General features: G+C 50.8%; 17 protein-coding genes. 5 read left to right on the forward strand and 12 right to left on the reverse strand.

What is annotated here, in order from left to right:
• Positions 1-5: 5 nt before the first annotated feature.
• The 10 genes from K365_RS0114275 to glgX all read right to left on the reverse strand — a co-directional run bounded on the left by K365_RS0114275 (position 6) and on the right by glgX (position 11,696).
• On the reverse strand, positions 6-434 hold the full coding sequence (locus K365_RS0114275; RefSeq protein WP_245569178.1) for a sll1863 family stress response protein: 429 nt from the start codon (positions 432-434) through the stop codon (positions 6-8).
• 121 nt (positions 435-555) lie between these two features.
• Positions 556-981: an SHOCT domain-containing protein gene (locus K365_RS0114280; protein ID WP_245569179.1), complete on the reverse strand. Its 426-nt coding sequence runs from the start codon at positions 979-981 to the stop codon at positions 556-558.
• Positions 942-1,937 carry a type I glyceraldehyde-3-phosphate dehydrogenase gene (gap, locus tag K365_RS0114285; RefSeq protein WP_024335119.1) on the reverse strand — a complete coding sequence of 332 codons (996 nt, stop codon included), beginning with the start codon at positions 1,935-1,937 and terminating at the stop codon, positions 942-944. Before gap ends, K365_RS0114280 begins: the two co-directional genes overlap by 40 nt.
• Before the next feature lie 71 nt (positions 1,938-2,008).
• A complete protein-coding gene (locus tag K365_RS0114290; protein ID WP_024335120.1) occupies positions 2,009-2,191 on the reverse strand; it encodes a hypothetical protein in 183 nt (60 codons plus the stop codon).
• 2 nt (positions 2,192-2,193) lie between these two features.
• Entirely contained in the window at positions 2,194-4,581 is a 2,388-nt protein-coding gene (gene ppsA, locus K365_RS0114295) for a phosphoenolpyruvate synthase (protein ID WP_024335121.1), read from the reverse strand.
• A 114-nt stretch (positions 4,582-4,695) separates the two neighbouring features.
• Positions 4,696-4,983 (reverse strand): sll1863 family stress response protein, encoded by a 288-nt coding sequence (locus K365_RS0114300; RefSeq protein WP_024335122.1) that lies wholly within the window; start codon positions 4,981-4,983, stop codon positions 4,696-4,698.
• 72 nt (positions 4,984-5,055) lie between these two features.
• On the reverse strand, positions 5,056-5,325 hold the full coding sequence (locus K365_RS0114305; RefSeq protein WP_034625018.1) for a glycogen-binding domain-containing protein: 270 nt from the start codon (positions 5,323-5,325) through the stop codon (positions 5,056-5,058).
• Positions 5,326-5,357: 32 nt separating this feature from the next.
• Positions 5,358-7,091: a malto-oligosyltrehalose trehalohydrolase gene (gene treZ, locus K365_RS0114310; RefSeq protein ID WP_024335124.1), complete on the reverse strand. Its 1,734-nt coding sequence runs from the start codon at positions 7,089-7,091 to the stop codon at positions 5,358-5,360.
• Between the two features lie 5 nt (positions 7,092-7,096).
• Positions 7,097-9,607 carry a malto-oligosyltrehalose synthase gene (gene treY, locus K365_RS0114315; RefSeq protein WP_029725352.1) on the reverse strand — a complete coding sequence of 837 codons (2,511 nt, stop codon included), beginning with the start codon at positions 9,605-9,607 and terminating at the stop codon, positions 7,097-7,099.
• Positions 9,597-11,696: a glycogen debranching protein GlgX gene (glgX, locus tag K365_RS0114320; RefSeq protein ID WP_024335125.1), complete on the reverse strand. Its 2,100-nt coding sequence runs from the start codon at positions 11,694-11,696 to the stop codon at positions 9,597-9,599. The genes treY and glgX overlap by 11 nt, the downstream gene beginning before the upstream one ends.
• Positions 11,697-11,928: 232 nt before the next feature.
• On the opposite strand from glgX, the gene K365_RS0114325 reads away from it, so the two are divergent.
• A complete protein-coding gene (locus tag K365_RS0114325) occupies positions 11,929-13,548 on the forward strand; it encodes a bifunctional aminoglycoside phosphotransferase/ATP-binding protein (protein WP_024335126.1) in 1,620 nt (539 codons plus the stop codon).
• A gap of 23 nt (positions 13,549-13,571) precedes the next feature.
• Here K365_RS0114325 and K365_RS0114330 read toward each other — a convergent pair whose 3' ends face one another.
• Together K365_RS0114330 and K365_RS0114335 are read right to left on the reverse strand one after the other, a co-directional pair.
• Positions 13,572-14,330 (reverse strand): SDR family NAD(P)-dependent oxidoreductase, encoded by a 759-nt coding sequence (locus K365_RS0114330; RefSeq protein ID WP_006964594.1) that lies wholly within the window; start codon positions 14,328-14,330, stop codon positions 13,572-13,574.
• Between the two features lie 37 nt (positions 14,331-14,367).
• A complete protein-coding gene (locus K365_RS0114335; RefSeq protein WP_024335127.1) occupies positions 14,368-15,534 on the reverse strand; it encodes a baeRF7 domain-containing protein in 1,167 nt (388 codons plus the stop codon).
• Positions 15,535-15,845: 311 nt separating this feature from the next.
• Here K365_RS0114335 and otsB point away from each other — a divergent pair, with 311 nt between their 5' ends.
• The 4 genes from otsB (at position 15,846) to K365_RS0114355 (ending at position 23,336) form a co-directional block, all read left to right on the forward strand.
• On the forward strand, positions 15,846-17,417 hold the full coding sequence (gene otsB, locus K365_RS0114340; protein ID WP_029725355.1) for a trehalose-phosphatase: 1,572 nt from the start codon (positions 15,846-15,848) through the stop codon (positions 17,415-17,417).
• A gap of 1 nt (position 17,418) precedes the next feature.
• Complete coding sequence (locus K365_RS0114345; protein ID WP_024335129.1) at positions 17,419-19,827, forward strand: glycoside hydrolase family 65 protein; 2,409 nt, start codon at positions 17,419-17,421, stop codon at positions 19,825-19,827.
• Positions 19,828-19,843: 16 nt separating this feature from the next.
• Positions 19,844-21,565 (forward strand): DNA polymerase/3'-5' exonuclease PolX, encoded by a 1,722-nt coding sequence (gene polX / locus K365_RS0114350; RefSeq protein ID WP_024335130.1) that lies wholly within the window; start codon positions 19,844-19,846, stop codon positions 21,563-21,565.
• A 274-nt stretch (positions 21,566-21,839) separates the two neighbouring features.
• On the forward strand, positions 21,840-23,336 hold the full coding sequence (locus tag K365_RS0114355) for a sigma 54-interacting transcriptional regulator (protein ID WP_024335131.1): 1,497 nt from the start codon (positions 21,840-21,842) through the stop codon (positions 23,334-23,336).
• Positions 23,337-23,369: the final 33 nt, after the last annotated feature.

The following is a 23,369-nucleotide window of genomic DNA, read 5'->3' on the forward strand; positions in this document are numbered from 1 at the left end:
TGGTTTTATTTATCTGAATTGTTTTTATCAAATTCATTTACAGACTTTGCCCATGCATCGCTGAGATCTTCATAGGCATCTGAAAACCCTTGTTTCATTTCTTCCCATGCACTGGTGGAACTGGCTTTCAGACTGCCGTATTTCTCAGCCACATCATTCCGTTTTTTTCGCAGTGTTTTGAGGCTTTCCCGGGTTTTTTCACGGGCCGCACTGCTCATTTGATCCCAGTTGTCTGCGATATCAGTTTCCAGTTCATCAATCCGTCTGTCCAGTATATCCAATGCTGTTTTAGACCGTTCAATCGCCTCATCACGCTGATCAGCTGTATAGTCTTTGAGGGCTTCGAGCAGATCCTGTGCTTCCTGTTGAACCGATTTGACCGTGGTGTTGTCCTCGTGGGATTTGGCAAAACCCGCCGGCATTGTGACAAACATGACCATTAAAACCCACACACATATTGCGCTGCTTATTTTTGCATACCTCATTTGCCTTCTCCTTGTTTTGTCGTTTTATTTTTTTCACCGTTCCAACCAGACCAAACATCTGGAACCGAACTCAGGTTTCAATGTCTTTTTTAAGCTTATCAAACTCTTCTTTTGTTATCTCACCTTTGGCGTACCGTTTCTTTAAAATTTCCGACGGGCTTTCTTTTTCCGAACCTGTCGAAGTTCCGGTTGTTTTGCCGCGGTTAATAACAAAGTAAAGAACAACCGCGACAACACTGATTATCAAAATCCACATAAAAATTCCTCCATAGCCGCCATATCCCATCATATGGCCCCATCCACCCATAGACCGGTCCACCGGCCTGTGGGTGCATCCAGAGAAAAACGGCATCAAAACCACCGGAATCACCGAGATAAAAAATGTGAAAAATTTGTTTTTCATGATTCCCTTCCAATAAAAGCTTTTTTGTTTTTCGACCCGTTTCACAATCCGTTTCAATGCATTGTTTTCACAGCTTCCCTGACCATCTGGCATGCATATCCCCATTCGTTATCATACCAGCTCATCACCTTGAGCAGATCGCCGTCCACCACCTGGGTCATGCTCGGATCAACAATGGAAGCCCGGGGGTCTTTGATGATGTCCGAAGAAACAATGGGATCCTGTGCCACACCCAGAATTCCCCGGTAACGTTCGGTTTGAGATTCTTCCTGAAAAATTCCATTGACCTCTTCTACTGTCACATCCCGCTCCGTCACAAAGACCAGATCAGTTAAGGAACCTGCCGGCACCGGACCGCGAACCGCGACACCGTCAAATTTTCCGCTGTATTGCGGCAACACTTTTGTGGTGGCCTGGGCCGCGCCCGTGGATGTCGGCACAAAATTGACGGCTGCCGCCCTTCCCCGCCGCCATTTGTTTCTGGGCGAGTCCATGAGGGACTGGCTTGATGTATACGCGTGAATCGTGGTCATCATGGCCTTTTTTATGCCAACTCTTCTTCCCAGAATTTCAACCACCGGGCTGATGCAGTTGGTGGTACAGCTTGCACAGGAGACCATCCTGGGAGATCCCTCCAACTGGTTCACCCCGTGCACCACCATTTCCACTTCGCCGGTTTTCTCGGGAGCTGAAAGAAAAACCCGTTTTGCACCGGCTTTCAGATGCTTTTCCAGGTCTTGTTTTTTTCGAAAAACACCGGTGCACTCAAAAACAATATCAATATCAAGCGCTTCCCATGGAAGTTCAGCCGGATCCTTTTCATTGAACATACGGTATTGCTTTCCATCTATCTGCAGATCATCTTTATTGGCCCTTACCTCTTTTTCATACCGGCCGTATACGGAATCATATTTCAACAAATAGGCAAAATTATCCACAGGCAGCAGATCGTTCAATGCCACAAGTTCAAGCTCCGGAGTTTCCAGTATTATTTTAAGGATTGCTCTTCCTATTCTGCCAAGGCCATTGATTGCTACGTTGGTTGTCATAGTTCTTTCCTTTTTGTTTTCTTTAAAAAAAAGGCCATAAAGCCATTCTTCAGTGTATTGTCTGTGCGTTATCAGCTTTCTGAAATCATGGTTTCAAACAATCTTTGTGTGTCTTCTTTTCGGCACAATTGTGTGCCGGTCGTCATGACGGCTGCAGTACCGGCTGCCAGTTTCCTGAATTCACCGATATTGGGCTTGATCATATATACCCCTTCTTTGCATGCCTTTTCCAGGGCCTCTCCGGACGTGTCCACGATCAGTTTTGTTCCATTTCGGCCACGCGCCTTATGACCTGGAGGACACTGTCGGGCTGCAGCGAGATGGAATCGATACCAGCTTCCACCAGAAAGGCGGCAAACTCGGTGTCATTGCTGGGTGCTTCCCCGCAGATCCCCACCTTGCGGCCGGCCTTGTGCGCGGCTTCAATGAGCATACGGATCAATATCTTGACAGAGGCTTCGCTTTCATCAAACAAAGGGGCCAGCTTTTGTGAATCACGTCCGATGCCCAGGGTCAGCTGGGTGAGATCATTGGATCCGATGGAAAATCCGTCGAATCGTTCGGCAAAGGCCTCAGCTTCCAGAATATTGGTGGGTATCTCCGCCATGATATACACCTGAAGATCTTTTTCACCCCGCCTCAGTCCATTTTTATCCAGGACATCCATCACCTTGTCCGCCTCGGCCGGGGTGCGGCAGAAAGGAATCATGATGGTCACATTGGCAAATCCCATATCTTCCCGCACCCGGCGGATGGCCCGGCATTCCAGGGCAAACCCGTCCTGGTAGTCTTCACTGTAATACCTTGATGCCCCGCGCCACCCGAGCATGGGATTTTCCTCTCTGGGTTCGAACTGGCTGCCGCCGATCAAATCAGCATATTCATTGGTTTTGAAGTCGCTCATGCGCACAATCACCTGGTGGGGATACCGGGAGGCTGCGATGGTGGCAATGCCCCGGGCCAGAAGTTCCACAAAATACGCGGTTTTGTCCTCATATTCCCATGTCAATTTCTCAATTTTGTCTCTGGCATCCTTGTCTTCAACCGTATCAAAGCGGGCCAGGGCCAACGGATGGATCTTGATCACATTGTTGATCAGGTATTCCATGCGGGCCAGGCCCACCCCCTTGCAGGGCAGTTTCCACCAGCGCATGGCCGCTTGGGGAGTCCCGATATTCAGCATGATTTGGGTCTTTGTTTCCGGAATATCATCCAGGTTCAATTCCTTTGTTTCAAATTCCAGTTTTCCGGCATACACATACCCCTTGTCTCCTTCGGCACAGGAAACCGTCACTTCCTGGTCCTGCCTGAGGATCTGAGTGGCATTCTCTGCGCCCACAATGGCGGGGATTCCCAGCTCGCGGCTGACAATGGCGGCATGGGAGGTGCGCCCCCCCTGATCAGTGACAATGGCTGCAGCGCGCTTCATGATCGGGACCCAGTCCGGATCGGTCATGGTGGTTACCAGCACAGCACCGGTTTGAAACTGATCGATCTGCTGTGCACTCTTGATGACACTGACCTTTCCTGGGGCAATGGCCTGGCCGATACCCAGTCCGGTAACCAGATGCTCTCCCGGATCTTGTGTGAGCGTATATGTCTTCATGTTTCCAACGGTTTTCCGGGACTGCACGGTTTCCGGCCTGGCCTGTACAATGAACAGATCTCCCTGCTCACCGTCCTTGGCCCATTCGATATCCATGGGGGTGTCATAGTGTTTTTCAATCTCCATGCCCCAACGGGCAAGCTGCATGATCTCGCGGTTCGTCAACACAAAGGATTCACGCTCCTCTTTGGAAGTATTCAGATTTTTGGTGGGCCTGGTTTTGGCATACACCATTTTCTTTTCCTTGGAACCACGGGTTTTTTCAATAATAGGATCAATGCCCTCCTTTGCCAGAAATGGTTTGAAAACCGTATACTGATCCGGATTGACCGTACCCTGGACCACATTCTCGCCAAGGCCCCAGGCCGCGTTGATCAGGATTACATCCGGAAACCCGGAATCAGTATCCAGGGTGAACAATACCCCGGAACCGGCCAGATCGGAACGGACCATTTTCTGAACACCGACGGAGAGGGCCACCTTCAGGTGGTCAAATCCCTTTTCCTCCCGGTAGGAGATTGCCCGATCAGTGAAAAGGGAGGCAAAGCATTTTTTGCAGGCTGTGAGCAATGCCTTTTCACCGGTTACATTCAAAAAAGATTCCTGCTGTCCGGCAAAACTGGCCTTGGGCATGTCCTCGGCCGTGGCGCTGGAGCGGGCCGCCACGTCCACTTCTTTTACATTGTAACGCCCGGCAAGATCTTTATAGGCAGAAAAGATTGCCTGTGCCACATCCTCCGGCATTTCTCCCTGGTTGAACAAGTTCCGGATGGCCTGCCCCGTTTTTTGCAGTGATGCCTCTTTTTGCTGATAGGTTTTGAGCAGTTTTGTGATCTTATCCTGCAGCTGGTTTTTTTCAATGAATGCCCAAAAGGCGGTTGTAGTCGTGGCAAAGCCGTCCGGAACACGGATATCCTTTTTTTTAAGGGCCCGGACCATCTCCCCCAGCGACGCATTCTTGCCCCCGACCCGGCCGACATCTTCTGAATTCAGATCTTCAAACCATCGTACGTAATTGTCTTGTTTTGCGGTATTCATACTATATCTCCTGCAAACACTGTCTTTTTTTCAACCCTGGATTCATTTTCCTATCAGCTATGACCTGCAGATCACGCAGAATAAACCCATTGGGATTGTCTTTTAAACAACCCGCTATTTGAATCTGGATCTGGCGGATTTTACAGCCTCTCCCAGTGAACCCCACGCAAGGTCAATACCGGCTTTAAGATCTTCCCATGCATCTCCACCAGCCGCTTTAAGTTCTGTCAGCTTTTTCTGGGCCGCTTCCTGTTTGGTGCGCAACTCTTCGATCTGCTTGTAATATTCAAGTTTGGCCTTGGCATCTGCCTTGTCAGCTTTGGCCTTCAACTTATCGATATCGGTTTTCCATTCTTTCAGCTGTGCCTCTAATTTTTTTTCATACGCTTCTTTCTTGCTCATTGCTCTCTCTCCTTTTATGGTGTAATTTAATGGTGTGATTTCTTGGAACAAATCTGTCGTTTCCATAACCGTTCACACGACAATCTGGTTGTTTTCCGCGCCCTGATCATCACAAACAACGTCAGGACAATTAGGATCGCAGGTCCATTCTCCATCCACAATGAACTTGTATTCATAGGTGCCTTTTGGCAGAATTTTTATTTTTTCCCATGTCCCTGTTTCATCTTTTTTCATGGGATCCAAATCCTGGGACCACTGATTAAAAGTTCCGGAAAGCATCACCTTTTGGGCTTCCGGGGCAAAAACCCTGAAAATAACGCGTTTCTTTTTTTTCTTAGCCATCTTTTTGCTCCTCATAAATGTGATTGTCTTTTTCATCCGACCAGTATTGCAACCGACTGCGCTGGAAACATGAGTGTGGTATTTTCAACAACAAAGCCGTCTTCTGATGACAGAACCATTGTTTTATCTTTTGCTGCGGCACAGGAAATTATCCTGGGTGCATCTGCAAAATTGCACGCCAGCAGCACCGGTCCCCGTGTCATGGTCAGCCAGCGCTCTGTTTCATCAAATATAACAGATACCTGTTCAGTTTCTCCATCAGTCAAGCATGACAGGCGGCGCCGCAGCGCAATGAGCGATTGATGCCACGCCAGCATGTGCCTGCTGTTCTCCTCTTGCCGTTCCTCCCAGTTGAGCCTGGATTGCGCAAAGGTTTCTTCATCCTGGGGATCGGGGATCTCTTCGCTTTCCCATCCGAATGCGGCAAATTCTTTGCGCCGGCCGCGCTTCACCGCTTCTCCCAGTTCAGGTTCCCGGTGATCGGTAAAATACAGAAATGGTGTTGAGGCCCCCCATTCTTCCCCCTGAAACAGCATGGGCACAAAAGAAGACGTCATGACCAGGGCAGCACCGATTTTCAGCAGGCCCGGTGAAAGCAGCCGGCTTGTGCGCTCGCCCAGGGCACGGTTGCCCACCTGGTCATGGTTTTGCAGACATCCCACAAACCGGGTGCCGGAAATTCCGGTGGCGGGCCGTCCATGACAGCGGCGGCGGTAAGCCGAATAACATCCGTCATACGCCAACCCCCGGGTCAAGACCTTTGCCAGCTGGGCCAGGGTGCCGAAATCCTGATAATAGCCCTGATTTTCCCCGGTCAGCACCGCATGCAGAGCGTGGTGAAAATCCTCGTTCCACTGGGCATCAATGCCGTATCCCCCCACCGCTGGAGAACGGATCACCCGGGGGTCATTCAGATCGCTTTCTGCGATGAGCACAAGATGCCGGCCCAGGGCTGTTTCCAGATTTTTTACGGCATTGGCAAGCGCTTCCAGAAAATGAATGGCAGATGTATCCAGGATGGCATGGACCGCATCGATACGCAGCCCGTCAAAGTGGTAGTCCTTGAGCCACATGACGGCATTGTCTATAAAAAATTGCCGCACTTCACTGCTGTCACGTTCATCAAAATTGACCGCATCCCCCCAGGGGGTGGCATACCGGTCTGTGAAATACGGCCCAAACTGGTTCAGATAATTTCCCGCAGGCCCCAGATGGTTGTACACCACATCGAGCAGCACGGCCAGACCGCGCTGGTGACAGGCATCCACCAGGCGTTTCAGCCCTTCTGGGCCACCGTATGCCTGGTGGGGAGCGTACAGATCCACACCGTCGTAGCCCCATCCGCGGTCACCGGAAAACTGGGCCACGGGCATCAGTTCCACATGGGTGATACCCAGTGTCACCAGATGATCCAGGCGGCCGACAGCTGCCTCACATGTTCCCTCAGAGGTGAAGGTTCCCAGGTGCAGTTCATAGATGACGGCTGATCCCAGAGGCGGCTGCTGCCAGCCGGCATCAGTCCACTCAAAGACAGAATGGTCCACCCATCTGGAAAACCCGTGTATCCCGTTGGGCTGCCAGAAAGAACGCGGATCCGGAAACGGTCCGTTGCCGTCCACGGCAAAGGCATAATCAACGCCGTGGTGCATAAAGGGGGCATCCACATGCCACCAGCCGCCTGCATCCTGTGTCATGGCAAGCACCTGGTCATTGCTGTGCAATGTTACTTTTCCGGCCTTTGGGGCCCAGACACGCATATCTGTCATGGCAGTTATTTCCTTTTCATCAGCAGGCCGACAGGAAAACGACGCAGCAGTTCCTGAAGCCTTACAGCACCACCGTCCGCTTCATCACCTGTCAGAACATTGTGCCATTTTCCCGAAGGCAGTGCCACAATGGTATCGTCCCAGTCATTATTCAGACCCATAACAAGCCTTGGGGCCAGAGAGATCACAGCCTGTCCCCGGAAAAACGCCACCAGATGGTCTGCTTTTTGGCCGGTTGCATACAACGGGCAATAATCGGCCCGGGGACCAAAAAGTACCGGATGGGCACGGCGCAGATGCAGGATCTGCCGGATGACCCAGAGCTTGGGCAGGCCTTTGTCCATTCCGGCCATAATCGCTTCAGGGTCCAGCTGGGGCAATTGGCCCAGCTGGCGGCGGCGCAGGGCAAAATCCACGGGCCTGCGGTTATCTGGGTCCACCAGGCTCAAATCCCACAGTTCAGTGCCCTGGTAGATGTCCGGAACCCCCGGGGCTGTGAGTTTGATCAGGGTCTGGGCAAGGCTGTTGATTCTGCCGGGTGCAATCAGGTCTGCAACAAAATTTTCCAGGTCTGTGCAGAATGCCCTGTCTGCCAGCACGGCAGCGATAAAATCAGCCAGACCGCGCTCATACGCATTATTCGGAGCTGTCCAGGAGGTATGCACCTTGGCTTCTTTGACCGCTTTTTCCATATAGGCACAGATTCTTTCCAGATCAATGGGCCAGGCCCCCACCAGGGTCTGGTACAACAGGTATTCGGTATTGGCATCAGGCACCCCGCCAGAACGGTGGCGGGCATTATTGGAAGCCCATCTGCGGACCGCATCCGCCCATGGGTCCGGGATCTCGGAAAGCAGGGCCAGCCGGGCCCGGACATCTTCACTGCGCTTGGTATCATGGGTGGTGGAAGCCAAAAGTCCCAGCGGATGTTCTTTTTGTGCACGGGCACAGGCCGTATGGAACTGCCGGAGAGTTACGGTGAACCGGCCGGGATCTCCTCCCACCTCGTTGAGGCAGATCAGGCGGTGGTAGCGGTAAAAAGCGGTATCTTCCACGCCCTTGGCCATGGCCGGACCGGTCAGTTGCTGGAACCGCATGGCCAGTTCTGTTTCCAGGGCCCCTCTGGTTTGCAGCAAAAGCAGGTCTTTAAGAAATAAAAACAGTTCCGGGTCAAGATCCGAACGCACCATTGCAGCCCCTTCAATGGCCGCATCGATATGGTGTTCGTCCTCTTCAGACACCCTGTTTTCTGAGGCAGACACATATGACCTATACACTGGAAAATGGATGGCTGTCTGACACAGGGCCCTGCGCAGTTCCTGCCGGGAATAGTCCCTGTGACGTCGGTGCCTTTCACAGATTTCTTCAAAAAGACTGGTAAGGCGCCTGATCTCACTTTGCAGGATAGTGGTGAGCACCAGGTGCTTGCATTCATGGACCAGTGCTTCAAACGGTTGTTGTATTCCTGTAAAATCCGCATACAGCTGTGTCAGCACCTCCTCGGATGCAGGATTTACAAACAGCCCCCCTGCAAGATTCATGAAATCATATCCTGTGGTGCCGGCAACCGGCCAGTCTGACGCAAGATTTTCTTTGGGTTCAAGAATTTTTTCCACCACGATCCAGGCATCAGGGCAGGCCTTTTGCAGCCTGTGAAAATACTGGGCCGGGTCCCACAGACCGTCCGGATGGTCAATGCGCAGCCCCTGGACCCATCCTTTTTTAACCCAGGCCAAAGGCAGGGCATGGACAGCCGCGAAAACCGTTTTGTCCTCAACCCTTATTCCTGCCAGGTCACTGATGTTGAAAAACCGCCTGTATCCAAGATCTGTGTCCGCCATGCGCCAGAAAGCCAGCCGGTAATGCTGCTGTTCAATGACTGTATCCAGGGCATCCGGATCATGGTTCAGGCGTGTCACCTCTGTTTTGATGCGCGATTCTTTTGATCCGTCATCTTCCCCGGCCGTGGACAAAATTTCGGCCGCACTGGAAGGTGCCACAGGGAACAGATGCTCATGATAATGAATGGCAAAATTCCCGTCTTCATATGACAACTGCAGTTCGCCATCCTCGAGGATGCGGCCATAGTGATTTCCTAAAACCGGCAAAAGAAGCTTGCCGGGCCATCGGTTTGCGCCACTGTGCCAGTCCACATCAAAAAACCCGGCAAAGCGGCTGGCCGGTCCGTTCTCCAGCAGATCCCACCACCAGGGATTCTGCCGCCCGGCAACGGCCATATGGTTGGGCACCACATCGATCATATGCCCAAGCCCTGCGGCACGAATAGTCTCACACAGGCGGGCATGAGCCTGGGTTCCCCCGAGTTCCGCATTGACGTGTGCGGGATCCACAATATCATAGCCGTGGGTGCTGCCGGCAGCTGCCTGGAGGTAGGGGGAGGTGTACATATGACTGATACCCAGATCATGCAGATAGGGCACAATCTCTGCGGCCTGGTCAAAGCCGAATCCGGGATGCATCTGGAGTCGGTAGGTGGCAACAGGTTCAAATTTCATGGCGCAGCACCACCAGGGAACGGGCCGCAACCATGATCGCGTCCCCTGCCTTGAGTGTCGGGGGCTCTTCCTGCCACCCGGTTTCAGTATCGATTTCCTTTATCCAAAGATTGCCATAATCCGGTCCGGGAAGTTTAAATTGCAGTACATCATGAAAGGCATTGAAAATCAGGTAAAAATTGTCATCGATGACAGGTTCACCCCGGGGATTGGGATTGGGAATGGTGGCACCATTCAAAAAAACACCCAGGGATTTTGTGACTTCCACTCCCCAGTCCTGTTCAGCCATCTGTTCTCCTTCCATGGTGAACCATCTGATGTCGTCGACCTCGCTGCCATGAATCGAGCGGCCGTGAAACCATCCCCGGCGGCGGAAAACAGGGTGGTCTTTGCGGTACTGAATAAGTTTCCGGCAAAAATCATGGAGTGCTTCGTCCACATTTTCCCAGTTGTACCAGGAAATTTCATTGTCCTGGCAATAGGCGTTGTTGTTCCCCTGCTGGGTCCGCCCCAGTTCATCTCCGCCCAGAAGCATGGGCACCCCCTGGGAAAGGAGCAGGGTAGCCAGAAAATTTCGCTTTTGGCGGTGTCTCAGCCGGCGTATCTCCGGGTCGTTTGTTTCTCCCTCCTCACCGCAGTTCCAGGAACGGTTGTGATCCTCTCCATCACGATTTTCCTCGCCGTTGGCCATGTTATGCTTTTCATTATAGGAAACCAGATCATGCAGGGAGAACCCGTCATGGGCCGTGATGAAATTGATGCTGGCATAGGGCAGGCGGGAGGTATTTTCATACAGATCGGAACTGCCTGTAAAACGGGCGGCAAACTCGCCCATGGTCTGGTCCTCCCCCCGCCAGAAATCCCGGACGCAGTCCCGGTATTTTCCGTTCCATTCGGTCCAAACCGGCGGGAAATTGCCGACCTGGTAGCCGCCCTCACCCACATCCCAGGGTTCGGCAATCAGCTTGACCTGGCTGATGACCGGGTCCTGCTGGATGATGTCGAAAAAAGCGGACAGCCGGTCCACATCATGCAGTTCCCTGGCCAGGGTGGATGCCAGATCAAACCGGAATCCGTCCACGTGCATTTCCAGAATCCAGTACCGCAAAGAATCCATGACAAGCTGCAGAACATGGGGATTGCGCATATTCAATGTGTTGCCCGTGCCGGTATAATCCATATAGTATTGCGGATCTTCAGTAAGCCGGTAATAATAGGTGTTGTCGATTCCTTTGAAACTGAGCATGGGACCCAGGTGATTTCCCTCTGCCGTGTGGTTGTAGACCACATCCAGAATCACTTCCAGACCGGCCTGGTGAAGGATTTTCACCATCTGTTTGAATTCAGCCACAACACCGCCGGGACGGTTGTCTGCCGCATATTCGTTGTGGGGGGCAAAATACCCGATGGAGTTGTACCCCCAGTAATTTTTCAGACCCTGATCCACCAGGTGTTTGTCCTGGATGAAAAAATGCACCGGCATCAGTTCAACCGCTGTGACCCCAAGGTTTTTAAGGTATTCAACAACCGCAGGATGGGCAAGTCCTGCATAGGTGCCGGCCATTTCAGGGGGAACATCCGGATGGCGAACGGTGAACCCTTTTACATGGGTTTCATAAATCACGGTATCATGCCAGGGAATCTGCAGGCGGCGGTCTCCGCTCCAGTCGAAATGGGGCTGGTGCACCACACACTTGGGCATGAAAGGGGCACTGTCAGTATCGCTGCGGATGCCGGGACCCTCTCTAAAGGGATAGGGGAATACTGCCTCATCCCATTGCACTTTCCCATCCATGGCTTTGGCATAGGGATCCAGCAGCAGCTTGGCGGGATTGCAGCAAAAACCCCGGGAGGGATCCCACGGGCCGTGGATTCGAAATCCATACCGCTGGCCCGGCTCCACAAAGGGCAGATACCCATGCCAGCAATACCCTGTCACCTCAGTGAGATCGATACGTGTTTCATTGTCATTTTCGTCAAAGAGGCAGAGCTGTACACGCTCCGCAATCTCTGAAAACAAGGAAAAATTGGTGCCGGAACCATCGAATACAGCTCCCAGCGGATATGGTTGTCCTGGCCAAATCTTCATAACGGTTCTCTTTTCATTTCTATTAATCCATGCCTCCGCTTGTTTGATTGGATTTCAATTATCGTTTTTCCGGGTATGATCTTCAATGAGGAAAAACATGTATTTACACCGGCGGCTTCATGCAAATACATGTTTCAGCGTCAAATGGGGGAATACACCCATTTATTTTACCCATCCGTATCGATATGATTTGGTAAAAAACATCAGGAACAGGCCCTAAGGGAGTAAACACATGCATAAAGATTTGAAAAAATACGACCATGGCACACTGGTTGCGGCAATGACATCTGCTGACTTTTATCCCCACAAGCCCGCCGAGATTATACACAAGCAGACACATATCTCTGATGTCTTTCTTGCCGGTGATCGGGTCTATAAAGTCAAAAAACCCGTCAATCTGGGATTTCTTGATTTCAGCACCCTGGAAAAGCGCTATAGATTCTGCTGTGAAGAGGTGCGGTTGAATCAGCGGCTCACCTCAGACATCTATCTTGGGGTTGAAAAAATCACATGGGACAGAAACGGATATGGGTTGAACACAACCGGAGAAACCGTGGATTACGCCGTTAAAATGCGACGGTTGCCGGATGAACACACCCTGGAATACCTGCTTGTATCAAACCGGGTGACTGAATCATTCATCAACCGTCTGATCCATACCCTGGCTGATTTTTATAACGCATCTGCATTAAAAAAAAAGGAGAGGGATCAGTTTGGTTCGTTTGACGCCATCGGGCAAAAGTGCCGGGACAATTTCAACCGGCTGCCTGATTTTTCCGACACCGGGACCAACAAAAAAAAAATTGAGCTGATAAAGACCGCAACCCGGATGTTTCTGGACCGCCATAAAGAGTTATTTAACCGCCGAATTGAAAACAACCATATCTGCGATACCCATGGCGATTTAAAAACAGAACATATTTACAATGATCAGGGCGTTCAGATACTGGACTGTATTGAATTCAACCACACATTCCGTTACCAGGACACGGCATCGGATCTGGCTTTTCTGTCCATGGACATGGATTTTCTCGGATACCGGCCGGCCGCCCTTTTTCTGCTCAGCCGGTATGTAAAAATAACCAGTGACGCGGATTTGATGCAGGTGATTGATTTTTACAAATGCTTTCGGGCCATGGTGCAGGTAAAGGTGTATCATTTGCAGATTGAGGCCATGCCGTCACACGATGATGCCAAAAAGGCTGAACACGTTCATGAAATGGAACAATATCTGGATCTGGCCTACCAGTATGCCCTGAAAATGGCTTTTCCGGTCATCTGGGTGACCTGCGGCATGATTGCAGCAGGCAAAAGCACGGTGGCAGAAAAACTGGCGGCACTGTTTTCCATACCCTGGATCCGCAGTGATGAACTTCGCAAAACCCTGTTTGAGGAGTTGCCTGACAAATCCGGCAAAACAGGGTTTGAAAAGGGCATGTATTCCCCGGAGGCCACCTCGCTTGTGTATGGCAAAATGCTGGTCACGGCCCAGGCAGCGCTGGAAAAAGGCAGCTCTGTGATCCTGGATGCCACCTGCAGCAAGCAGAAAGAACGGCAGGATATACTGCAGCTGGCCCGGGACACATCTGCCAACATCATTTTTGTTGAATGCCGGTGCCCGGACCGGGAAATCAAGTCCCGGCTCAAAAACCGGGAACATCAATCCACGGTATCTGACGCACGGCTGGAACATTTTGCAGCCATAAGAAAGAGCATGGACCCTTTTGACCATTTGTCAGCGGATGTGCACATGCCGGTCCGGACCGATCAGCCCCTGGACAGCATCATTGAAACCATTCTGACAGGTGAGCATGAACTGCTTGCGCGGCAGACCGCCCAAAAAAGCGGTTGATGTCAAAAAGTCAGCTATTTCTTTTACTGGGCGGTGTAGCCCCCGTCAATGACCAGCTCGCTGCCGGTGACAAATGCGGATTCATCCGAAGCAAGGTACAGGGCGCCATATGCAATATCCTCAGGCTTTCCCACATGGCCGACGGGATGCTTGCTGTCCAGATTTTTTCGAAAGGCATCCACCCCTTCTTCCGAAGCTTTGCCCAGTTCTTCAACCAAAGGGGTCCAGATATAACCGGGATGAAGGGAATTCACGCGAATACCCTGTTTGGCATAAATCAAGGCATCTGTCTTGCTCATCAACCGGACCGCCCCTTTTGATGCATGATAGGCGGGCAGGTCCGGTGCACCGACAATCCCGTAAATGGAAGAAAGATTGATAATACTGCCGCCCTTGTTTTTCTGCATATGGGGAATGGCATATTTGGTACACAAAAATACCCCCCTGACATTCACGTTCATCAGGTTGTCCCATTCCTGTACGTCAATTTCATGGGTGGGTTTGTTGGGACCGGCAATGCCGGCGTTGTTCACCAGGATGGTAAGGCTGTCAGCCGGCGAGATCACATCGGCCACATTTTTTTCATCAGAAGTGTCCAGATGCTGATACTCTGCCCGGCCCTGGTTTTGGCGGATTTCTTCAACCAGCTGTTCGCCTTCATCATCAATAATGTCGGTGACGATCACATATGCCCCTTCCCTGGCAAACAGTTTACAGATTTCCCGGCCGATTCCCCGGGCACCGCCCGTAATCAATGCGGTTTTAGCGTTCAAGCGATCCATTGTGTTTTCCTCCTGTTTCTTGTTATATGCATGGGTGTTAATAAAAAACAGCCGCCACCGGCGAATCATCGGGCATCTCTTTCAAAGGCACCGGAAATACAGACGCACCGTTTCTGAGTGCATGGCATGCGGCCACATTCAGCAGATCCTGGTCTTGCGCCTGCTTTTCAGAATGAAAAACCGGTCCGTCATCCCAGCTGAACTGCCCCCATTGGTCAACATCCCGGGCGACTATCAGGTGTTTCACCTGCCCGGTGGGTGCCTGCTCAAGAATATGGGCCAGATCATTGGCAGTTTTGCCTGACCCCTTCAGATCGTGATATGTGTTTAACGCTTGGTTCAGGTCTTTGCGGGTATGCGGTGCCACAATCTCCCAGGCCGCTTTTTGCAGGTCCTGTGCCGACATATTTTCCGGATTTCCAATGATCCCTTCTTTTACAAGGTAAGGATAGGTATTGGCGGTTCGATACAGGGCATGGAGATAATCCACACCCGCCAGGATCAGCAGATCCGAACGCGGACCCAAAAAGGTGGTCAACGCGTTGTTAATGGCTTGAAAATACCGCAGAATACGGTCTTTATCTTCATCATCAGCCCCACCCTGTCCATGGAAAACCGCCGCTTTTCTGCCCGGTGTCTGGCTGGTCTGGCTTGCGGTATGAAACTGGAGCTGTTTTTCCTGAAGATCGAACCGCAATGCCTGGGACAGGCTGTCCGGCAGATTTTCGGGTGTGATTTCATCACAATGCTGCCGGGTGCACTGATACAACCGGCATTCATTCTGACTGAGGGCAAGGATAAAAAAAGTGGTGTCATAGGCCACCAGGGGCAAAACCGGTTTCAGGTGAAACTGATCTGCCACCACTGCCACTTCGGGCGTGTCCATGGAAAGCCGAAAGGCACGCGTCAGTTCAGGTGACATAAAAAGGGCGAACCCGTCTTTTTGATACTGCCAGAATGCGGCATTGCCGTTCTCCAGCAGCGCCATGGCAGGGCCCAGGTCAATGCCCGGAACGATGGGTTTGATCTTCTCCATGGTATTCTTAAAACGGATCTGATTTTGCAGGCTTTCTTTGCCGCTCCTGCGGGTAGGGATATATATGGAGATGCATGCAGCGTTCTCATGTTTGAGCAAGGCATCGAGGTCATTTTTGTTGAATGCATCCGCCAGATGCATGTTACCGGGTGTTGTTATATGTTTCATCTGTCTCTTCTCCTTATTATCCGGTATGTTGCCAGTTTTTGTCACCTTACCAGACCATGAAAAAGGATCATATGGTGAAAAACCACCATTTTTTATCGTAAGGGTATGCAGTTGAATCGGGTTGATGTATTTTTCAACAGGCGGTCATGGATCAAAAATAGACAAATACAAGAAAATTTTCTTCAATATGGGGGTTATTGTGTATTGTATCACCGGCAAAAAAAAACGTATCTTTATCCTATTTAGAAAAATTCAATATTACCGGACCCAAACACAGCTCAGACCGGTATCAGGCGAAAGGAAAAATACAGATGAATCAAACAGATTTTGTACTCTCGACAGAAACATGCGATGGGGTTATTTTTGACCTGGATGGCGTGATCACCCAGACGGCAAAGGTGCATGCAAAGGCGTGGAAAACCCTTTTCGACACCTATTTAAAAACCCGGGCTGCTCGTGAAAACCAGGCATATATTCCTTTTGACGCAGACAAAGAATACCGCACTTATGTAGATGGGAAACCCCGGTATGACGGGGTGGAATCATTTCTCAAATCCAGGGGGATCGACCTGCCCCGGGGAAATCCGTCAGACGATCTGAGCAATGAAACCATCTATGGGCTTGGCAACAGAAAAAATGAGATTTTCAATACCTATCTGCAAAAACAAGGACCCGAAGTATACGAAGATACATTGAGCCTGATGTATGAAATCAAAAGACAAGGATGGAAAATAGCGGTTATTTCCGCCAGTAAAAACTGCATTCCCGTGCTTGAGGCGGTCGGGATTGCAGATTGGTTCGACACAGTGGTGGACGGTGTGCTTTCCCAAAAGCTGGGAATAAAAGGAAAGCCTGACCCGGATATCTTTTTCGAGGCTGCCCGCCGCATGGAAGTCACAGCAAAGCGCACCGCTGTTTTTGAAGATGCGACATCCGGGGTGAGCGCTGCGAAAAAAGGCGGATTTTTTCAGGTGATCGGCGTAAACAGGGCAGACAATGAAGCTATTTTGAAAAAAGCAGGCGCTGATGTGGTGTTTTCAGATCTGTGCGATATCCGCATCAATGACAGACTGCCCGTCAGAAAAAAAGAAATGGCATCTCTGCCCTCTGCCCTGGACCATATTCAGCAAATTTTACACAAGGCCAAAGACAGGAAGATCGCCCTTTTTCTGGATTATGACGGCACCCTGACCCCTATTGTCAATGATCCCCAAAAGGCATTCCTGGACCAGAGCACCCGGCAGACGCTGGAAAAAGTGGCCAAAAAATGGGTGGTGGCCGTCATCAGCGGCAGAGACCTTGCAGCCATTCAGAACTTTGTAAAACTGGACAATATCTATTATGCCGGCAGCCACGGCTTTGACATTTCCGGCCCGGCAGATCTTACGCTTGAAATGCAGAAAGGAAAAGAATTTCTGCCTGTTCTGGACAAGGCTCAGAGCCAGCTGGAAGAAAACCTGACCCACATCCCGGGTGCGGCCCTTGAACGCAAACAATTTTCCATTGCCATCCATTACAGGAATGTCAAACAGGCGCAGGTAACCACAGTCCGGCAGACCGTTCGCCAGGTCCAGACCGATCACCCTGAACTGCGCATCACGGAAGGGAAAAAAGTGTTTGAGCTGCAGCCCGACATTGAATGGCATAAGGGAAAAGCCCTGACATGGCTGATGGAAAAACTGAACCTGAATCTGGACACCTATTATCCCATGTATATTGGAGACGATATTACAGACGAGGATGCATTTGAAAGCCTGAAAACCATCGGCACCAGTATTATCGTCAAGGGCAGTTTTCACCCGACATCAGCTGATTTTGTACTGGAAAACACCCGGGAAACTGCCGCATTTATAGAAACACTTTTTGATGAAAAGGAAAGATAATATGCCTGCCTGGAATTTAACCTACAATACCTATAAACCGCAGGAAGAGGGACTTCGCGAAGCTTTGTGCACACTGGGAAACGGCTATTTTGCCACCCGGGGGGCAAGTGCCCAGGTGTCTGCCGGCGACATCCATTATCCCGGCACCTACCTGGCCGGAGGATACAACCGGCTCAAAACCAAGATTGCCGACAGGGACATTGAGAACGAAGATCTGGTAAATATGCCCAACTGGCTGTGTCTGAAGTTTCGTTTCACAGGCGGACAATGGTTTTCTCCTGAAAATGCAGCCATTCGGTCCTATTGCCGGGAACTGGATATCCAGAACGGGATTCTCACCCATATCGTTGTTTTTGAAGACGAACAGGGACGCCGCATCCGGATGGAAGAACAGCGCATTGTGCATATGGGGGACCGGCACACGGCTGCCATGCGGGTATCATTGACCAGTGAAAATGAAACCGGTGCCCTTGAGGTGGAATCAGCCATCGACGGCACGGTTCAGAACCGGGGGGTAAAAAGGTACGGCGAGTTGAACAGCCGGCATCTTGAAGTGTTGGAAAGTGAATCGGTTCAGGATGGGCCGCTTTACCTGAAAGTGCAGACCGTCCAGTCTGAACTGCGGGTGGCCATGACAGCCAGAACCCGGATAACCAGAAAAGGCAAGGCCCTGGAACTGGCACCCAAGCTGATGGATGATGATGGATATGTGGGCAAACGCTATACCGTGGATATCAAAAAGAAAGAAACTATTGTGGTGGAAAAAGTGGTTCTGGTGCACACCTCCCGGGATATTGCCATTTCCGAGTGCGGTCTGGCCGCCAGGGCAAGAATCCAGCGTACCCCCGGCTTTGAACCCCTGCTCAAAACCCACAAACTGGCCTGGAAACAATTGTGGCGCCGATCCGACATTACACTGACCGACCGCAGAAAAAAACGCTCAGACCACCATCCGGAAATGGTGGTCCGACTGCACATCTTTCATCTGCTGCAGACCACATCCAAACAGACCATTAATCTGGATGTGGGAGTGCCTGCCAGGGGCTGGCATGGAGAAGCTTACCGGGGGCATATTTTCTGGGATGAGCTGTATATTTACCCGTTTATTACCCTGCAGCATCCGGAAATCACGCGTTCGCTTCTGCTGTACCGGTACCGCCGGCTGGATACAGCCCGGGCCGCTGCCAGAGCGGCAGGATACAAGGGTGCCATGTTTCCCTGGCAGAGCGGCAGCAGCGGCAGAGAAGAAACCCAGACCGTGCACTTGAATCCCAAATCAGGGCGATGGATCCCGGATAATTCACATTTTCAAAAGCATGTAAATGCAGCCATTGCATTCAATATCTGGAAATATTTCGAATCCACCGGGGATATGCAGTTCATGTCTGAGTATGGTGCGGAAGTGCTGCTTGAAATCGCCCGGTTCTGGGCAAGCATTTCCACGTTTAACAAAGATTTTGACCGGTACGAAATCCTCAAAGTGATGGGTCCGGATGAATACCATGATGCCTACCCGGATGCGAATGAGCCCGGGCTGGACAACAATGCCTATACCAATGTCATGGCGACCTGGGTGTTGACCCAGGCATTGAACGTCCTGGAAATTCTGCCCGAAGACCGCATTGAGGAGCTTTGTGAAACCCTGCACATCACAGAATCTGAAACAGATCTCTGGTGGGATATCAGCCGGAAAATGCGGATTATCTTTCATGACGACAACATCATCAGCCAGTTTGAACATTATGACCGGCTCAAGGAACTGGACTGGGAAAAATACCGGGAAAAATACACCAACATCCAGCGCATGGACCGCATACTGGAAGCCGAAGGAGACAGTCCCAACAATTACAAGATAACGAAACAGGCGGATGTGCTCATGCTGTTTTATCTGTTTTCCGCGCCTGAACTGAAAACTTTGTTCAAACAATTGGGTTATCCGTTTGAATATGAAACGATTCCCAAAAATATCGATTATTATGTGCATCGTACCACCTATGGCTCCTCTTTGAGCTGGGTGGTCCATTCCTGGGTGATGGCCCGGTCGGACCGGAAACGGTCCTGGAAGTTTTTTCTAAAAGCCCTTCAAAGCGATATTAATGATATTCAGGGCGGCACCACCCGGGAAGGGATTCATCTGGGTGCCATGGCCGGATCCGTCAACATTCTCCAGGAAGCATACATGGGCATAAAAACCCGGGGCAATATCTTATGGGTGAACCCGGAGCTCCCTGAAGTGCTTGAAAAACTGGAAATGCAGGTGCGGTATCGGGGCAGTACCCTGGCCTTTGAAACCACCCAGGAAATGTGCAAAATCACGCTTTTGTGCAGCCCGGAAAACACGTTTAAATTCGGATTCAAGGAAAACCTGTATGAACTGAAAGTCGGAAATACCCGAAAGTTTCACATCTGAAGGATACAACCAATCCATGCCGGTGCATAACACGGACATCGCAGCACAGCTCAACCGCATGGCGGATCTGCTGGAAATTGAAGATGCCAATCCTTTCAGGGTCAGGGCATACCGCAATGCCGCCAGAACCGTCAAGGGGCTGGCCCGGCCAGTACCCGACCTGATCAAACAAAAAGAGGATCTGACCGCACTCCCGGGCATCGGCCAGGACCTGGCAGACAAGATAACGCAGATTGTTTCCCAAAAAACCTTTACAGAACTGAAGGAAATCCAAGCCCGTCTGCCCGCAGAACTGCCCCGTTTGATGGAGATTGAACACCTGGGCCCCAAACGGGTAAAACAGCTGTATCAGGAACTGGGCATTTCCACCATAAAAGAGCTTAAAGCCGCTGCCCGGGCCAAAAAAATCCGCACTATACAGGGCTTTGGGAAAAAACTCGAACACGCTGTTTTAAACGGCCTTGAACAGATGACATCCGAATCCGGGCGCATTTTATTATCTGAGGCGGAAGAACGGGCCGCGCCTTTGCTGGCCCATATGAAAAAAGCACAGGATATTGACCGGATCAAGCTGGCCGGCAGTTTCAGGCGGCGCAAAGAAACCGTGGGAGACCTGGATCTTTTGATCTGCAGTGACACACCCGAAAAGGTGATAAAACATTTCACCGCATATGCAGATATAAAAAAAATCATTTCCAGAGGCGAAACCCTCTGCCGGGCAGTGCTCTCCTCCGGTCTTCATGTGGATCTGCGGGTACTTGCCCCGGATGCCTATGCTGCAGGGCTCCATCATTTCACAGGTTCCAAAGCCCATAATATCGCCCTTCGGAAACGGGCCGTGAAAAAAAACCTGAAAATCAATGAATACGGTATTTTCAAAGGGAAAAAACAGATCTCCGTTTCCCATGAAAAACAGATCTATGAGATCCTGGACCTGGCTTTTGTCGTACCGGAACTTCGGGAACATACCGGTGAAATCAAAGCGGCGGAACAGGACCGGCTGCCCCGGCTGATCCAGTTACAGGACATACAAGGGGATTTGCATGTCCATACCACAGAGACCGATGGCCTGGCCGGTATGGAAGAAATGGTGCAATCCGCTCAGGACATGGGGTATACCTATCTTGCCATCACAGATCACTCTGTCCAGGTCCGCATCGCCAACGGCATGGATACCCGCCGCCTGGAAAAGCAGATCGAAAAAATTGAAGCACTCAATGACCGTCTGGATAATTTTCAGGTGCTCAAAGGGGTCGAGGTGGACATCCGGGCAGATGGCCGCCTTGATCTGCCAGACGCGATTTTAAAAAAACTGGATGTGCGGGTCTGTTCCATCCACTTTTCCCATCACCTGTCCCGAAAAAAACAGACAGAACGCATTATCAAAGCCATGGAAAATCCCTGTTTCAATATCCTGGGACATCCCACCGGCCGTCTCATCAACCGGCGCAAACCCTATGCCGTGGACCTGGAAAAAGTCATGGCTGCCGCAAAAGAGAACGGCTGTTTTCTGGAACTCAATGCCCAGCCGGACCGCCTGGATTTAAGCGATGAAGCCTGCAGGCTGGCCCGGGATATGAATGTCAAAATTGCCGTTTCAAGCGATGCCCATGATACGGGTGGCCTGTCACACCTGCGGCGGGGTATCGACCAGGCAAGGCGCGGCTGGCTGGAACCAGCAGATGTCATCAACACATACAGCTGCCAGGACCTTATCCGGATGATGACCCGGAGGTAACAACAGGGCCAATTTCAAAAGGACATTGTGCGATTTCCCGCAGAATATACCCCCCGGATTTCTTTTTTGCCTTCTTCATTTTATCTTCTCCCCGAAATCCTGATAAGCAGAATATTATAATACATGGTTTTCCATTTTTTTATGGGTATTTTCCCTGATTTCAATTTTTTCCAGACTCATATATTTATTAGAATATGGAAAATCGGGGCCGGTATCGACTCCGTGGTCGGCGTTGCCGCCGGAATTCCCCAGCCTTGCAGGAAAGGATCTGAAAATGCAAAAAGCGTTTATAAACGTGTTTAACAATGTCCTGGGATCGGTGCGTGAACCCCTTTTGTTACTGGATACCAGTCATAAGGTGGTCGGAGCCAACCCCTCTTTTTACAAAAATTTCTGTGTCACCCAGAAAAATACGGAAGGTGCATTGATCTATGACCTTGGCAACGGGCAATGGGATATCCCCAAACTCAGAGAATTGCTGGAAGAGGTCCTGCCGCAAAATTGTGTATTCAATGATTTTGAGGTGGCGCATTCTTTTGAAAAAATCGGCCCCAAGATCATGCATCTGAATGCCAGAAAAATCAACCTGAAATCAATCGATGCCCAGCTGATTCTTCTGGCCATCGAGGATGTGACCGAGCGGGAGCATTATAAGCGGAACCTTGAAGAGATTGTGGAAGCCCGCACATCTGAACTTGCCCTGGCCAGACCGGCGGCGGAAAAAGAAAAGGAAACCGCAGAAGAGGCGCTTTTGGAAATACAAAAACTCAAAAAGCAGCTGGAAGGGGAAAAAGCGTATCTGACCGAAGAAATCAAACTGGATCACAACCATGAAAATATTATCGGTAAAAGCGATGCGCTGAAATATGTGCTCTATAAAGTGGAACAGATTGCCGCCACCAATACCACGGTCCTGGTTCTGGGTGAAACCGGAACGGGAAAGGAACTTGTGGCCCGGGCCGTTCATCACAGCAGCACGCGAAAAAAAAGGGACCTGGTCAAAATTAACTGCGCCGCATTGCCGGCCAACCTGATTGAAAACGAATTGTTCGGTCATGAAAAAGGGGCGTTTACCGGTTCCAGCGCCAGGCAGCTGGGACGGTTTGAACTTGCAAACGGGGCCACGCTTTTTCTGGATGAAATCGGAGAACTGCCCCTGGAGTTGCAGGGCAAACTGCTTCGCGTGATCCAGGACGGGGAGTTTGAACGCCTGGGCAGCCCCCATACCATCAAGGTGGACGCCAGGATCATTGCCGCCACCAATCGGAATCTGGCACAGGAAGTAAAAAAAGGCAATTTCCGGGAAGATCTCTGGTACCGGCTGAATGTGTTTCCCATTACCATGCCGCCCCTTCGGGACCGAATAGAGGATATCCCGCTTCTGGTGGCTTTTTATGTCAAAAAAATTGCCAGGCGCCTGGGCAAAGATACCCCCATTGTTCCCAAACTGATGATGGATGCTCTTTTAAATCATGACTGGCCGGGAAATGTCCGGGAGCTGGAAAATATCCTGGAGCGTGCCGTGATCATTTCGTCAGGCCCGAAACTGCGCATGGTGGATGATTTTAACAAGCCGCTGGCCTCGTTAGACAATACCCATAAAAAAAAGGAAGCCAAAACACTGGAACAAGTGGAGCACGACCATATTGTCCAGGTTCTGGAACAGACCAACTGGAAAGTCAGCGGGAAAAACAGTGCAACCCAGATTCTTGGGCTCAACCGCAGCACCCTGCGCGGCCGGATGCGAAAGCTTAATATTATCAAACCCTGAACGGCCATATTTGGCCTTAGGTACAATAAGGCG

The organism is Desulfotignum balticum DSM 7044, from assembly GCF_000421285.1.
GTDB classification, from domain to species: Bacteria; Desulfobacterota; Desulfobacteria; order Desulfobacterales; family Desulfobacteraceae; genus Desulfotignum; species Desulfotignum balticum.

Bases quoted from the DNA above. Each gene is read 5' to 3' on its own strand.
- K365_RS0114275 (WP_245569178.1), bottom strand. From the start codon at position 434: ATGTTTGTCACAATGCCGGCGGGTTTTGCCAAATCCCACGAGGACAAC.
- K365_RS0114280 (WP_245569179.1), bottom strand. From the start codon at position 981: ATGCCAGATGGTCAGGGAAGCTGTGAAAACAATGCATTGAAACGGATT.
- gap (WP_024335119.1), bottom strand. From the start codon at position 1,937: ATGACAACCAACGTAGCAATCAATGGCCTTGGCAGAATAGGAAGAGCA.
- ppsA (WP_024335121.1), bottom strand. From the start codon at position 4,581: ATGAATACCGCAAAACAAGACAATTACGTACGATGGTTTGAAGATCTG.
- K365_RS0114300 (WP_024335122.1), bottom strand. From the start codon at position 4,983: ATGAGCAAGAAAGAAGCGTATGAAAAAAAATTAGAGGCACAGCTGAAA.
- K365_RS0114305 (WP_034625018.1), bottom strand. From the start codon at position 5,325: ATGGCTAAGAAAAAAAAGAAACGCGTTATTTTCAGGGTTTTTGCCCCG.
- treZ (WP_024335124.1), bottom strand. From the start codon at position 7,091: ATGACAGATATGCGTGTCTGGGCCCCAAAGGCCGGAAAAGTAACATTG.
- treY (WP_029725352.1), bottom strand. From the start codon at position 9,607: ATGAAATTTGAACCTGTTGCCACCTACCGACTCCAGATGCATCCCGGA.
- glgX (WP_024335125.1), bottom strand. From the start codon at position 11,696: ATGAAGATTTGGCCAGGACAACCATATCCGCTGGGAGCTGTATTCGAT.
- K365_RS0114325 (WP_024335126.1), top strand. From the start codon at position 11,929: ATGCATAAAGATTTGAAAAAATACGACCATGGCACACTGGTTGCGGCA.
- K365_RS0114330 (WP_006964594.1), bottom strand. From the start codon at position 14,330: ATGGATCGCTTGAACGCTAAAACCGCATTGATTACGGGCGGTGCCCGG.
- K365_RS0114335 (WP_024335127.1), bottom strand. From the start codon at position 15,534: ATGAAACATATAACAACACCCGGTAACATGCATCTGGCGGATGCATTC.
- otsB (WP_029725355.1), top strand. From the start codon at position 15,846: ATGAATCAAACAGATTTTGTACTCTCGACAGAAACATGCGATGGGGTT.
- K365_RS0114345 (WP_024335129.1), top strand. From the start codon at position 17,419: ATGCCTGCCTGGAATTTAACCTACAATACCTATAAACCGCAGGAAGAG.
- polX (WP_024335130.1), top strand. From the start codon at position 19,844: ATGCCGGTGCATAACACGGACATCGCAGCACAGCTCAACCGCATGGCG.
- K365_RS0114355 (WP_024335131.1), top strand. From the start codon at position 21,840: ATGCAAAAAGCGTTTATAAACGTGTTTAACAATGTCCTGGGATCGGTG.